Source organism: Buchnera aphidicola (Ceratovacuna keduensis) (genome assembly GCF_039372665.1).
Classification (GTDB): Bacteria; Pseudomonadota; Gammaproteobacteria; order Enterobacterales; family Enterobacteriaceae; genus Buchnera_G; species Buchnera_G aphidicola_D.
Genome location: NZ_CP134994.1, coordinates 176384 through 191296, shown reverse-complemented (window position 1 = coordinate 191296; position 14913 = coordinate 176384). Strand labels below are relative to the sequence as shown.

The window sequence follows — 14913 nt, the reverse complement described above, 5'->3', positions numbered from 1 at the left end:
TTATAAAATATAGGTTTATAATGAAATTAGTTAAAATTTATACAGATGGATCATGTATTAATAATCCTGGCCCTGGAGGATATGGAGTTTTATTAAAATATAAAAATTATAAAAAAACTTTTAGCAAAGGTTTTTATTTTACTACAAATAATAGAATGGAATTAATTGCAGCAATAGAAGGACTAAAATGTTTAAAAAAAAGATGTATAGTACAAATTATTACAGACAGTAAATATTTAAAATTAGGTATATCTATATGGATTAAAAAATGGAAAACAAAAAAATGGAATACAGCAAAAAAAAAAAAAATAAAAAATTTAGATTTATGGAAAAAATTAAATAAATTAAATAAAATTCATAAAATAAAATGGATTTGGGTAAAAAGTCATTCAGGTAATAATAATAATGAAATTTGTGATAAATTAGCTAAAAAAGCTTCTAAAAACCCAATTATAGAAGATTATGAATATATAAATAATTGGAGCTAAGCGGGATCGAACCGCTGACCCCCTGCGTGCAAAGCAGGCGCTCTCCCAGCTGAGCTATAGCCCCATAAATAATATGGTAGGCCTGAGTGGATTTGAACCACCGACCTCACCCTTATCAGGGGTGTGCTCTAACCAATCTGAGCTACAAGCCTGTTTTGGTATAAGAACATATATATTTTATTACTAGAAAATTTGTGTGGGCACGTTACTTAATAATCAAGAATATTATTATAAGGAGGTGATCCAACCGCAGGTTCCCCTACAGTTACCTTGTTACGACTTCACCCCAGTTATGAACCACAAAGTGGTAAGCGCTCTCCTAAAATAAAACAAGGTTAAGCAACCTGCTTCTTTTGCAATTCACTCCCATGGTGTGACGGGCGGTGTGTACAAGGCCCGGGAACGTATTCACCGTGACATTCTGATTCACGATTACTAGCGATTCCGACTTCGTGGAGTCGAGTTGCAGACTCCAGTCCGGACTACGATATATTTTGTGAGGTTAGCTTGTTTTCGCAAATTTGCATCTCTTTGTATATACCATTGTAGCACGTGTGTAGCCCTGGTCGTAAGGGCCATGATGACTTGACGTCGTCCTCACCTTCCTCCGGTTTATAACCGGCAGTCTCTCCTGAGTTCCCAGCTTTACCTGATGGCAACAGAAGATAAGGGTTGCGCTCGTTGCGGGACTTAACCCAACATTTCACAACACGAGCTGACGACAGCCATGCAGCACCTGTCTCATAGTTCCTAAAAAAGGCACTTCTTTATCTCTAAAAAATTCTATGGATGTCAAGACCAGGTAAGGTTTTTCGCGTTGCATCGAATTAAACCACATGCTCCACCGCTTGTGCGGGCCCCCGTCAATTCATTTGAGTTTTAGCCTTGCGACCGTACTCCCCAGGCGGTCGACTTATCGCGTTAGCTTCGGAAGTCATATCTCTAGGAAACAACCTCCAAGTCGACATCGTTTACAGCATGGACTACCAGGGTATCTAATCCTGTTTGCTCCCCACGCTTTCGCACCTCAGCGTCAGTATTCGTCCAGGAGGTCGCTTTCGCCACAGGTATTCCTCTAGATATCTACGCATTTCACCGCTACACCTAGAATTCTACCTCCCTCTACGATACTCCAAAAGTTTATTAGTTTCAAATGCAGTTCCTAAGTTAAGCTTAGGTATTTCACATCTGACTTAATAAACAACCTACGTGCTCTTTACGCCCAGTAATTCTGATTAACGCTAGCACCCTCCGTATTACCGCGGCTGCTGGCACGGAGTTAGCCGGTGCTTCTTCTTTAAGTAACGTCATGGTAAAAGATTATTAATCTATTACTTTTCTTCCTTAACGAAAGTACTTTACAACCCAAAGGCCTTCTTCATACACGCGGCATAGCTGCATCAGGCTTTCGCCCATTGTGCAATATTCCCCACTGCTGCCTCCCGTAGGAGTCTGGACCGTATCTCAGTTCCAGTGTGGCTGTTTGTCCTCTCAGACCAGCTAGAGATCATAGCCATGGTATGCCTTTACCACACCATCAAGCTAATCTCGTCTGGGTTCATTTAAAAGCGCAAGGTCTTTATATAAAAGATCCCCTACTTTAGTTCTAAAACATTATGCGGTATTAGCTGTCGTTTCCAACAGTTATCCCCCTCTTTTAAGTAGATCCCCAGATATTACTCACCCGTTTGCCGCTCGCCGACAAAAATTATAAAAACTTTTTTCGCTGCCGCACGACTTGCATGTGTTAGGCTTGCCGCCAGCGTTCAATCTGAGCCATGATCAAACTCTTCAATTGTAAAAATTTTTTCTTAATTAAATAAATGAAAATATTAAAATATTTTCTTAATTAAAAAGACGTACCCACACAAATTTTCTAATATTTTTTTAAAGAACATTTACTAATTTACTTTAATAAAGACTATATTTTTTTTTTAGTTTTGTCAACAGTTTTTATTTTAATTTTTTTGTGACAAAATTTTTATTGTTAAAAATTATTTTTAAAAAAAATATGAAAAAATAATTATTATAATATAATAAAATATATATTAATTAATTTTTTTTTCAAAAAATATGAAAATTAAAGAAAAAATAGCGAAAGAAACAATAAAATCATTAATTTTAAATGGAGCTAATAAAAATTGTGATCCAATAATTATAAAATCTTCTAAAAAACAAAAATCTGATTATCAAGCTAATGGAATAATGAAAATAGCAATAAAATTAAAAAAAAATCCTAAAGAATTTGCTAAGAAAATTGCAAAAAATATAAATAAAAAAAATATTTTAAAAAAAATTACAATTTCTAATCCATGTTTTATAAATTTTTTTGTAAGTTCAAAATTTATTGAAAAAGAACTAGAAAACATGATTTTTTGTAAAAGATTAAATATAAAAAAACAAAATAAAAAAAAAATTGTTGTTGATTATTCTTCTCCTAACATAGCAAAAAATATGCATGTAGGTCATCTAAGATCTACTGTAATAGGAGATACTATAGTAAGAATAATGGAATTTTTAGGACACAATGTAATTAGAGAAAATCATATAGGTGACTGGGGACATCAATATGGAATGATAATAACATATATAAAAGAAAAAAATATAAAAAATATATCAAAAATGAATTTAGAAAAATTAGAAAACATTTATAAAAAATCAAAAACAATGTTTGATAATTTTGAATATTTTAAAAAAAAATCTAAAAAATCTTTAATAAAAATGTATAAAAATAATAAAAAATATATATACATTTGGAAAAAAATAGTAAATATAACTTTATTAGAAAACAAAAAAATTTATAAAATTTTAAATATTACATTAAAATCTAAACATATAAAAGGAGAAAGTTTTTATAAAAATATGTTGAAAGATGTAATTTCAGATTTAATAAAAAAAAAAATTGCAAAAAAAAAAAATGGAAAAATAATAGTTTATTTAAAAAAATTTAAAAATAAATTAGGAAAAAAAATGGGAGTAATAATACAAAATGAAGATAAAACATTTTTATATTCTACAATAGATATTGCATGCATAAAACACAGATCAAAAATTATTAAAGCAAATAAAATAATATATTATATAGATTATAGACAAAAAAGATATTTAAAACAAATTATAGAAATATCTAAAAAAGCAAAATATATAAATAAAAATTTATCTATACATCATTATGAATTTGGAACAATATTAAATAAAAAAAATAAACCATTTATGACAAGAAAAGGAAAAACAATAAAATTATATGATTTAATAAAAAAATCAATAAAAAAATCTAAAAAAATAATTTTAAAAAAAAATAATAAAATAAACAAAAAAATATTAAATAAAACATCAAAAATAATTGGTGTAGGTGCAATAAAATATTTTGAACTTTCTAAAAATAGAAAAAAAAATTATATTTTTAATTGGAAAAAAATTTTAAAATTATATGGAAATACTTCTATATATATACAATATGCATATTCTAGAATTTTTTCTATAATAAAAAAATCTAAAATTAATATAAAAAAAATAAAAGATAAAATTATTATTACAAATTCAGAAGAAAAAAAAATCTCTATAAAAATTTTACAGTTTGAAGAAATAATAAATGATATATCAAAAAATAGTTATCCTCATATATTATGTAATTATTTATATAATTTATCTTCAAACTTTTCAAAATTTTATGAAAAATACTATATTTTGTCCGAAAAAAATAAAAAAATTAAAATAAGTAGAATAAAATTAATATTAATAATTTCTAAAATAATAAAAATAGGATTAAGTTTATTAGGAATAAAAACTATTAAAAAAATATAAAATTTAATTAATTTTTTATTTAAAATATAAAAATGTTACATTTTTCCTATTATACTAGTAGATTTTATAACTAATTTATTAGGTATTTCTAAAAAAGATAATACATGTAACATAGTAAATTTTTGTCTTAAAAATTTTGATAAAATAAATCTTAATGAATGATTAACTAAAAGAACTAAAAAACCATTAATTTTTATTTGATTTTCTATAGCTAATTTAGTTTGTAATAATATGTTACTAGCAAGATCAGGTTCAAAAATATCTTTATTGTTTATAGAACTTTCTAATATTTTTTCTAATTTATCATCTAAACTTATTATTTTTACTTTACATTTATTATTAAAAATTTGTTGAGAAATAAATTTTCCTAATGAAATTCTAACTATACTAGTTAATTCATTAGGATTTTTTGTAATAGAAGAATTATGTATTAAAGTTTCTATTATAGTTTTTATATCTCTTATATATATATTTTCATGTAACAAATTTTTTAATATTTGATTAAAAACAGATAAACTAATAACATTTGGAATAAATTCATCTACTAATTTTGGCATTTTTAAATTTAAATTTTCTAATAATTTTTGTGTTTCATAACAACCTAATAATTCATCTAAATTTTGTTTTAAAATATTATTTAAGTTTGCAACTAATAAAGAAGTAGAATCTATAATAGTAAAACCATTTTTCTTAGCTTTTTTTTCATAATTTTTATTTATCCAAAAAGATTTCATATTATATATAGGATCTATACATTTTTTTACATAAGGAAAAGAAATTTTACTTTTTTGATCATTATTAATTATCATAATCAAATTATAAAATAATTCTCCTCTATAAAATTCTACTCCTTTTATAAATATTCTATATTCATTTTTTTTTAGTAAAAAATTATTTTTTATGTTTACAAAAGAAGGTAAAAAACCAATTTTACTAGCAAAATTTTTTCTAACAGATTGAATTTTATTAATTAAATTATTTTTTTCTTTTTCATTTAAATAAATACATATTTTTTTACCTAATTCTATTCTTATAGTATCTTCTATTATAACATCTTTCCATGAAACATCTTTCAATTTTTTTTTAAATTTATTAATTTTTTCAATATTTAATTTATTAGATGAACAATCTTTAAAATATAAAATTGTTCCAAACATAAATAAAATTAATGAAGCAAATAAAAAAATTATATGAGGCATTCCAGGTATTAATCCAAAAATTAACAATACAATACTACTAAAAAAAAATATTTTAAAACTATTAAATAATTGATTAACAATTTGTTCACTTATATCTTTATTAGTACTTATTCTAGTAACCATTACTCCAGCAGAAGTAGATATCAATAAAGATGGAATTTGAGCTACTAATCCATCACCTATAGTTAAAAGAGAATAAGTTTCAATAGCTTTATAAAAATCCATATTATGTTGTATAATACCTACTAATATACCTCCAATTATGTTTATAAACATAATTAATATACCAGCTATTGCATCTCCTCTAACAAATTTATTTGCTCCATCCATAGAACCATAAAAATCAGCTTCTTGAGAAACTTGTTTTCTTCTTTTTATAGCTTCTTTTTCTTCTATAATTCCTGAGCTTAAATCTGCATCTATAGACATTTGTTTTCCAGGCATACCATCTAATGCAAATCTAGCTCCTACTTCAGCAATTCTTCCAGAACCTTTTGTTATAACTATAAAATTTATTATTATTAATATTATGAATATTACTATTCCTGCATAAAAATTATTTCCTACTAAAAAATGACCAAAAGATTCTATAACATTACCAGCAGATGAAGATCCTGTATGACCATTTATTAAAATTATTCTAGTAGAAGCTATATTTAACGACAATCTAAGTAAAGTTGAAAATAATAATATAGTAGGAAAGGAAATAAATTCAATAATATTTCTAGTAAACATAGAAGATAACAGAATCATAATAGAAAGAACTATATTAAAAGTAAAAAATATATCTAATAAAAATGTAGGTAATGGTAATATCATCATAGATAATAACATTAATAATGTTGCTGGAGCATAAAACAAATTCCAACTAATTTTTTTAATATCTTTTAATACATTTTTAAATATTGAAAAATTTAATATCATATTTTATTATCTCTAAATTTTTAAAATTAATTTATAAATTTTTTTTATTAAATATTGGTTTTTTACCACCTGATAACATCCATTTTTTCATTTTCCATGACCAATTTATAACTTCTGCAACTAACATATATAATTTTTCTGGAATATATTTTCCTGATTTTCCATATTTATATAATTTTATAGTGATATCATCATTTTTAAGAATAGGTATCATATTTAAAATTGCAATTTTTTTTATATTATGTATTTCTTTATTAGAAATCTTTCTTAATATTTTAGGAACATGCATAGTATTTTTATCATATTTTATAGCAATACAAAAATTTTCTGAATAATCTATTAAAATAACATCTGATTTAGAAATATTAGAATTTTTTAAAATATTAAATTTTTCTTTTATTCTTCTATTTAAAATATTTTTAACATTTGGATTTCCTTCTATTTCTTTAAACTCTTCTAAAATTTCATGTTTAGACATTTTTAAATTTTTATAATAACTATTATATTCCAAATAAAAATCTATAATAGATATTGGTATAAAAGAAAAAATTCCTATTAAACAAAAGAAAACAAACATTTTTAAAAAATACAAAATATTTATATAAAAATCATCAATAAAAAAAATATTTAATATTTCAAAAATTTTTTTATAAATAAAAAATGAAAACGTTAATATTATAAAAAAAATTTTTATTAATATTTTAATTATTTCTAAAAATATATTATAAGAAAAATTTTTTTTAATTCCATTTAATATGTTTAACTTTTTAAAATCAAATTTTATATTTTTTATATTAAATCTTATTTTCCCAAACAAAAATAATATTAATATATTTACTAAATAAGGGAAAAATAAATAAAACAAAAAATATAAAATTTTTTCTTTTATTAAACATATTAAATTAAAAAAAATATCTCTATTAATAGAAAAAATATCAAATTTAAAACTTTTTATAAAAAAATTTATAGAATTATAATAAATATCATTTTTAAATATATATACAAAATAAAAACTTATACACAAAAATAATAAAAAATTTAGTTCTTTAGAATTTATTCTTTTACCTTCTAATTCAGCTTTTTTTAATTTATGTTCAGTAGGATCTTCAGTTTTATCTTCATCAAAGTTATTTTCAGACATAATTAACCTAAAATTATATTATAATAAATTTAAAACTTATATTATATAAAAAATATTATATAATTAAAATATTTTAAAATATATATAAAAATTTTTATATAATTTATATTATAAAAAAATTTATAAAATAATTTTTATAGGAAAAAAATGAGAACTAGTAAATATTTATTTTTTGTAAGAAGAAAAAAAAATGAAAAAAAAACTAATATAAACGAGTTGATGTTACAATCAGGATTAATAAGAAAAATATCATCAGGTATATATGTTTTTTTACCTTTAGGAGTAAGAATAATAAGAAAAATAGAAAAAATAGTTAGAAAAGAAATGGAAAAAAATAATGCAATAGAAATAATAATGCCTATTTTACAACCTTTATCATTATGGAAAAAAAGTGGAAGAGAAAAAATTTTTGGTAATGAATTATTTAAAGTATTAGATAGAAAAAAAAAATTTTTCATACTTTCTCCAACACACGAAGAAATTTCAACATATATATTTTCAAAAGAAATAAAATCATATAAAAAATTACCAATAATATTTTATCAAATACAAACAAAATATAGAGATGAAATAAGACCAAAATCAGGAACTATAAGATGCAAAGAATTTATTATGAAAGATGCCTATTCATTTCATATAAAAAATAAATCTATGAAAAAAACATATTTAAAAATTTATAATTCATATATAAACATTTTTAATTCTTTAAAAATAAAGTTTTATATAATAAAAACAGAATCAAAAAAAATGGGAGGAAATATATCTCATGAATTTCATTCAATTTCTAATAGTGGAGAAAATTATATATTAATATCAAATAAAAATAATATTGCTAAAAAAATATATATAAAAAAAATAATAAAAAAAAATAAAAACATAAATATAAAAACAAAAAAAAAAAATAATTTTGTAAAAATATTTTTAATAAAATCATATAAAAACAAAAATTATATATTAGCAATAATACATAAAAATTGTATTTTAGATATTAAAAAAATAAAAAATTATTATAAAGATAATACAATAAAATTAAAAAAAAAAAAAAAATTAAAAAATATATTTAAAAAAAAAAATAGTATTATAATAGATTCACAAATATTAAAAATGAAAAGTTTTTATATATATAAAAAAGTAAATAAAACAAAAAAAATAAAAATCCATAAAAATGATAAAAATATATTATTAAGAGAAAAATATAAAATAAAAAAAAGTATAGAAATAGCTCATATATTTCAAATTGGAAAAAAATATTCTAATAAAATTAATTTTTTTGTAGAAGATAAAAAAAAAAATAAAAAAATTATAAAAATGGGATGTTATGGAATAGGAATAAGTAGATTAATACCATCAATAATAGAACAAAATTATGATAAAAACGGAATTATATGGCCGTCAAAAATATCTCCATTTAAAGTAATTATATTACCAATAAATAAATATAAAGAAACAAAAGTAAATAAAGTTTCAGAAAAAATTTACAAAAAATTAAAAAAAAATAATATAGAAGTAATAATAGAAGATAGAGTAATTTCTCCAGGAAAAATGTTTTTTGAATCAGAATTAATTGGTATAACTCATATTATTATTATTAATAAAAAAAATTTAAAAAACAAATGTATAGAATATAAAAATAGAATATCTAATATAAAAAAATTAATATCTATAAAAAAAATTAAAAAAATGATAAAAAAAAAATTATTTTTTTAAAATTTTAAATAAATTTTTTCCTAAAAATAATTCTAATTTATTAAAAAGTTCATTTTTAGGAAAAACAAAATATTTTTTTACTAAAAAATATTTTTTTATATTATTTAAATTATTTTCATATATTTTAATACAAAGATTTCCATAATTATATTTTTTAATTATTGAAAAAATATTTTTTTTAATTTTTTTTTTTATAACATTTACATCTATAAATATTATAATTTTTTCTAAATATTTATTTCTTAATTCTTCTAAATTATTATATTTAATAGCTATAATTCTAATTTTATTTAAAAATTTATCAAATACTACTTTACCTTTTATAAATATAAATTTTTGTTTTTTTATAAATGAACTAACTTTTTTTTTAAAAGAATCAAAAAATATAACTTCTATTTTATAGAAACAATCATCTAAAATTATTGATATTATTTTATTATTATTTTTAGATATAATTTTTCTAATAGAACTTATTATTCCAAATATTAATACTACTTTATTCAAAAAATATTTTTTATATAATTTTTTTATTCTTATAATTTTTTTATATTTTTTTATTTCTTTTAAATATTTAGTAACAGGATGAAAATTTAAATATAAACCAATAGATGAATATTCTTTTTTAATTTTTTCTTCTAAAGTAAAATTTAAACAATTTTTTTTTTTAAATTTTATTATATTATTATAATCTTCGTATACATTACCAAACAAATTATTATTAACAAAATCTTTATTTTTAAGATATTGAATAGATAATTTCATTATATCTTTTAGAGATTCTTTTAAAACATATCTATCTAAATTAAAACAATCAAAAGCTCCAGAAAACACTAATTTTTTTAATACAGAAAAAGTAATTTTTTTACAAGAAGTTCTTATACATAAATCTAATATATTACTAAAGACACCATTTTTTTTTCTTTCTTTTAATATAACTTTTATAGAAGATATTCCTATTCCTTTTATAGCTCCTAAAGCATATATTATATCATTTTTATATACATCAAAATTATAAGAACTAAAATTTATATTAGGAGGAATAATATTTATTTTTATTCTTCTACATTCATCTATAAGAATAACTAATCTATTTATTTTATCTATTTCTACATTCATAACTGATGCCATAAATTCTGATGGATAATATGTTTTTAACCACATTGTTTGATATGTTATCATTGCATAAGCAGTAGAATGAGATTTATTAAATCCATATCCAGCAAATTTTTCTAATAAATCAAAAATTTTTGAAGAAAAATTTTTATCTATTCCTTTTTTAATAGCTCCATTATTAAAAAAAATTCTTTGTTTTTTCATTTCTTTTGGATCTTTTTTAGAAATAGATCTTCTAAAAATATCTGCATTACCTAAACTATATCCAGACAAAAGTTGAGCTATTTGCATAACTTGTTCTTGATATAAAATTATCCCATAAGTTGATTTTAAAATAGGTTTTAATGAAATGTCTTGCCAATTTTTGTCAGGATAATATATTTTTTCTATTCCATTTTTTCTATCAATAAAATTTTTAACCATTCCAGACTGTAATGGACCTGGTCTAAACAATGCAACTAAAGCAATTATATCTTCAAAAGAATTAGGATTCATTTTTCTTATTAAACTTTGCATTCCTTTAGATTCTAACTGAAATATAGCTATTGTATTAGCATTTTTAAATAATTTAAAAACTTTTTTATCGTTTAAATCTATTCTATTCATATCTATTTTTATAAATTTATTAAAATTATATTTTTTTATCATTAATAAAGCATTTTGTATTAATGTTAAAGTTCTTAATCCTAATAAATCAAACTTTATCAATCCAATTTTTTCTAAATCGTTTTTATCAAATTGAGTTATAGAATTTTTACAATCTTTATCAAAATATAAAGGAACGCAATTTATAATTTTATTAGGAGATATTATTATTCCTCCTGAATGTTTTCCTACATTTTTTACAACTCCTTCTAATTTTCTAGATATATTAACTATATTTTTTATGTCTACATCTTTTTCATATAATTTTTTTAAATCTTTTTGATTTTTAAATGCTTTATCAATAGTAATTCTAAAATTAGTTGGAACTAACTTTGAAATATAATTTATAAATCCATAAGGATAACCTAACACTCTTCCAACATCTCTTATTACAGATTTAGCTGACATAGTTCCAAAAGTGATTATTTGAGAAATATAATCTTTTCCATATATTTTAGAAATATGAAAAATTACTTCATCTCTTCTATCCATACAAAAATCTATGTCAAAATCAGGCATAGATAATCTTTCTGGATTTAAAAATCTTTCAAATAATAAATTAAAATCTATAGGATTTATTTCTGTTATAAATAATGCATAAGCTACTAAAGATCCAGCTCCTGATCCTCTTCCTGGACCAACAGGAATATTTTTTTTTTTAGCCCATAATACAAATTCCATTACTATTAAAAAATAACCAGGAAACCCCATTTTATTTATTATTTTTAACTCATAAGATAATCTTTCATAATATTTTTTTAAAATATTTTTTTTTATTTTCTTTTTAAAATAAATAGTTTTTAATCTTTTTTTAATTCCAGAATATGCTTTTTTTATTAAAAATTTTTCAGAAGATATATCATTTTTTAAAAATTTTGGTAAAAAATATTTTTTATAAGATAAAATTACATTACAACGTTTTGATATTTCAACACTATTTTTAATAGAATCAGGTATATCTGAAAATAAATTTAACATATCATTTTCAGATTTTAAATATTGATTTTTAGTATAAATATAATTTTTATCTATACTAGATATAGATATACCTTTACTTATACATACTCTTATTTTATGAATATAAAAATCATTTTTATTAATAAAAAGAACTTTATTAGTTGCTAAAACTGGAACATTATATATATAAGAAGTTTCTAATATTTTTTGTATTAAAAATTCTTCATTAAACATATTTATTCTAATTATTTCTAAATAAAAAGAGTCATAAAAATATTTTTTACAAAAATTTAAATATTTTCTTAAAATATAAATGTTTTTTTCTTCTGAAAAATTATTAAAATTATAAAAAAAATCAAAATTTATTATTAATAATAAACCTTCTGCATTATTTTTTAAAAAATTTGAATCAACATAATTTAAATTCTTTTTTTTATATAAATTATTATTTTGCAATTTTGAAGATATTATAATTAAATTATTATATCCAAAGTAATTTTTAGCTAATAAAATTATTTTTATATATTTTTTTAAAAATTTTACTTTTAAACTAATACCTAATATTGGTTTTATTCCATAATAATGAGCAATATTATAAAATTTTAATATTCCAAACATATTTCCGAAATCATTTATTCCTAAACAAGTCATATTATTATCAAAAGCTTTTTTTAATAAACTTTTTGGTTTATTAAATCCATCTATAATAGAATAATATGATCTTAAATTTAAATGAACAAATTTAAAATTTTTCATAAAATCTCTAATAAAAATATTTTAAAAAATTATTTTATAATACATGAAAATATTGAATGACAAGCAATTTTATTTCTAACAATTATTTTACCATCAAATATATACATATTTAAAATTTTTTTTATAATATTTACTTTTCCAAATAAATTATCTTTATAAACAATAGGAAAAAAAAATTTTGCATATTTTATTTTAGCTAAGTAGAACATTTTACAACTATTAAATTTTTCACTTTTATAAATTAACATTAAAGAAGATTGATGCAAAAATTCTAAAATTAAAACACCAGGATAAACTAAATTTATATTTCTAAAAAAATGTCTTTTTAAAAAAAAATCATTTTTTTTAATAGTTTTAAAAGATTTTATAAAAACATTTTTTTTAATATATATTATTTTATCTATCAATAGCATTGGATTTTTATATGGAGAAAAACTTAAAAAATTATTATAATTTGTCATTTTTATAATCTAAAATATATAAAAAAAAATATATAAAATATATAAATAATATATTATTTAACATTTTAATAAAACAAAATTTTTACAAAAAAAAATATTAATATATTTTTAAATACATTATTTAATGAAAAGTTCTTAAGTGTTCTCTAAATCAATTTTTTTATAGGTTAATATATTATCAATTTTTTTTACAAAATCATTTGTTAAATTTTGTATAATTTTTTCTATTCTATATTTACTATCTTTATCAATTTGTTTATCTAAATACATATTATTGAATTTTGTATTAATATCTCTTCTAACAATTCTAATATTAATTTTTGCATTTTCTCCTTCTTTATACACAAATTTTATTAATTTTATTCTTTTTTCTTTTGTTAAAAAAGGGACAGAAACAAATATATTATCATTTTTTATATAAGTACTTAAACCAATATTAGATTTTAAAATTGATTTTACTACATTATTATTTAAAAATTTATCAAATAAACTTATTTTTAAAGTTCTATTATTATGAACAATAATTCTAGAAATTTTGTTTAAAAAAATTTTTTTACCATAATATTCTATTAAAATATTTTCTACAAGAGAAGCACTAGCTAAACCAGCTCTTATAGAATCTATTTTTTTTTTAAAAGAATTAATACAAATAATCATTTTTTTTTCAGTATAATTTTTAGCATAATTAATCAAAATATACCTCAACAAAATATTTTTTAAAAAAATATTTAAATATATTATAAATATTAATATTATATACTTTTTTTTAAATTAAATATATAAAATATTAATTTGTTATAAAAAGTAATATAGAAGCTGTATTAAACAGCTTCTAAAAAAAAATTAAAAAAAATTAATATTTTTTAAATCTCTAATCTTACAAAATTTTTTAATATAATATTATTTTCTTTTGTAAACTGTTCTACATTTTTTTTTTCATCTATAGCAAAATCTTGTTCCATTAAAATTATTTTTGAAAAAAATTTTCTAACTTTTCCTTTTACTATTTTATTAAAATATTTTGTAGGTTTTTGTAACTTTTTAGTTAGTTCTGAATGAATTATAATTTCTTTTTTAACAATTTCTTTTGGAATATCTTCAAATTTTAAATATTTAGGTTTTTTTGCTACTATATGCATAGAAATTTTTTTTAAAACATTTTTATCTATATTTAAACTTTTATAATTATTTTTGTTATATGTAGATATTAAAACTCCTATTCTATCAGAATGAACATAACTATATACAGTTTCTCCTGAAATATAATAAAATTTATTAATTAAAATATTTTCATTAACTTTATTTAAAAGTTCAATTCTATCTTTTTCAAATTTTTTTTTTATTTCATTTATATCTTTACAACAATTTTGTATAGAATATTTCAATATTTTTTTTCCAAATTTTTTAAAATATTTTCCTTTAGAAACAAAATCTGTTTGACATTTTATTTCTAAAATTACGCCAAAATTATTTTTTGAATGAGAAAGTATAATTCCGTTATAAGTTTTATTTATTTTTTTTTCTTCTGCTTTTATAGCACCTTTTTTTCTTAAATTAAAAATTGCTTCTTCTATATTACCTTTAGTATTTATTATTTCATTTTTGCATTCCAAAATTCCTATTCCAGTTATTTTTCTTAATTTTTTAATTGTACTATAAGAAATATTTTTCATAAATTTATTTCCTAAAACATATAAAATTAAATTATACATTTTTAT

General features: G+C 19.6%; 9 protein-coding genes, 2 tRNA genes and 1 rRNA gene. 3 read left to right on the top strand and 9 right to left on the bottom strand.

Translation table 11 applies throughout. The features are described 5' to 3' along the window. Positions 1-17: 17 nt before the first annotated feature. Positions 18-488 carry a ribonuclease HI gene (gene rnhA, locus RJK19_RS00860; protein ID WP_343184211.1) on the top strand — a complete coding sequence of 157 codons (471 nt, stop codon included), beginning with the start codon at positions 18-20 and terminating at the stop codon, positions 486-488. Here the strand turns inward: rnhA and RJK19_RS00855 are convergent. The 3 genes from RJK19_RS00855 to RJK19_RS00845 all read right to left on the bottom strand — a co-directional run bounded on the left by RJK19_RS00855 (position 480) and on the right by RJK19_RS00845 (position 2286). Next, a tRNA-Ala gene (locus RJK19_RS00855) sits at positions 480-552 on the bottom strand. The two genes, rnhA and RJK19_RS00855, sit on opposite strands and share 9 nt — an antisense overlap. A gap of 10 nt (positions 553-562) precedes the next feature. Further along, positions 563-640, bottom strand: a tRNA-Ile gene (locus tag RJK19_RS00850). A gap of 79 nt (positions 641-719) precedes the next feature. Then, positions 720-2286: ribosomal RNA gene (locus RJK19_RS00845) — 16S ribosomal RNA — on the bottom strand. 275 nt (positions 2287-2561) lie between these two features. On the opposite strand from RJK19_RS00845, the gene argS reads away from it, so the two are divergent. Beyond that, positions 2562-4292: an arginine--tRNA ligase gene (gene argS, locus RJK19_RS00840; protein ID WP_343184189.1), complete on the top strand. Its 1731-nt coding sequence runs from the start codon at positions 2562-2564 to the stop codon at positions 4290-4292. A 35-nt stretch (positions 4293-4327) separates the two neighbouring features. On the opposite strand, the gene RJK19_RS00835 is transcribed toward argS, so the two are convergent. Continuing rightward, complete coding sequence (locus tag RJK19_RS00835; protein WP_343184210.1) at positions 4328-6412, bottom strand: flagellar biosynthesis protein FlhA; 2085 nt, start codon at positions 6410-6412, stop codon at positions 4328-4330. Positions 6413-6446: 34 nt separating this feature from the next. Then, positions 6447-7556, bottom strand: coding sequence for an EscU/YscU/HrcU family type III secretion system export apparatus switch protein (locus RJK19_RS00830; protein ID WP_343184188.1), 1110 nt, complete (start codon positions 7554-7556; stop codon positions 6447-6449). Between the two features lie 147 nt (positions 7557-7703). Here RJK19_RS00830 and RJK19_RS00825 point away from each other — a divergent pair, with 147 nt between their 5' ends. Beyond that, complete coding sequence (locus tag RJK19_RS00825) at positions 7704-9263, top strand: aminoacyl--tRNA ligase-related protein (RefSeq protein WP_343184187.1); 1560 nt, start codon at positions 7704-7706, stop codon at positions 9261-9263. Here the strand turns inward: RJK19_RS00825 and dnaE are convergent. From dnaE to tsf, 4 genes are all read right to left on the bottom strand, one after another. Then, positions 9252-12734: a DNA polymerase III subunit alpha gene (gene dnaE / locus RJK19_RS00820; protein WP_343184186.1), complete on the bottom strand. Its 3483-nt coding sequence runs from the start codon at positions 12732-12734 to the stop codon at positions 9252-9254. The two genes, RJK19_RS00825 and dnaE, sit on opposite strands and share 12 nt — an antisense overlap. 29 nt (positions 12735-12763) lie before the next feature. Beyond that, a complete protein-coding gene (locus RJK19_RS00815; RefSeq protein ID WP_343184185.1) occupies positions 12764-13195 on the bottom strand; it encodes a 3-hydroxyacyl-ACP dehydratase FabZ family protein in 432 nt (143 codons plus the stop codon). A 135-nt stretch (positions 13196-13330) separates the two neighbouring features. Further along, entirely contained in the window at positions 13331-13852 is a 522-nt protein-coding gene (locus RJK19_RS00810; protein WP_343184184.1) for a ribosome-recycling factor, read from the bottom strand. A gap of 206 nt (positions 13853-14058) precedes the next feature. Further along, the gene (gene tsf, locus RJK19_RS00805) at positions 14059-14868 is read right to left on the bottom strand and encodes a translation elongation factor Ts (protein ID WP_343184183.1); all 810 of its coding nucleotides are present in this window, start codon (positions 14866-14868) and stop codon (positions 14059-14061) included. Positions 14869-14913 lie beyond the last annotated feature (45 nt).

Bases quoted from the DNA above. Each gene is read 5' to 3' on its own strand.
- argS (WP_343184189.1), top strand. From the start codon at position 2,562: ATGAAAATTAAAGAAAAAATAGCGAAAGAAACAATAAAATCATTAATT.
- RJK19_RS00830 (WP_343184188.1), bottom strand. From the start codon at position 7,556: ATGTCTGAAAATAACTTTGATGAAGATAAAACTGAAGATCCTACTGAA.
- RJK19_RS00825 (WP_343184187.1), top strand. From the start codon at position 7,704: ATGAGAACTAGTAAATATTTATTTTTTGTAAGAAGAAAAAAAAATGAA.
- dnaE (WP_343184186.1), bottom strand. From the start codon at position 12,734: ATGAAAAATTTTAAATTTGTTCATTTAAATTTAAGATCATATTATTCT.
- RJK19_RS00815 (WP_343184185.1), bottom strand. From the start codon at position 13,195: ATGACAAATTATAATAATTTTTTAAGTTTTTCTCCATATAAAAATCCA.
- RJK19_RS00810 (WP_343184184.1), bottom strand. From the start codon at position 13,852: ATGATTATTTGTATTAATTCTTTTAAAAAAAAAATAGATTCTATAAGA.
- tsf (WP_343184183.1), bottom strand. From the start codon at position 14,868: ATGAAAAATATTTCTTATAGTACAATTAAAAAATTAAGAAAAATAACT.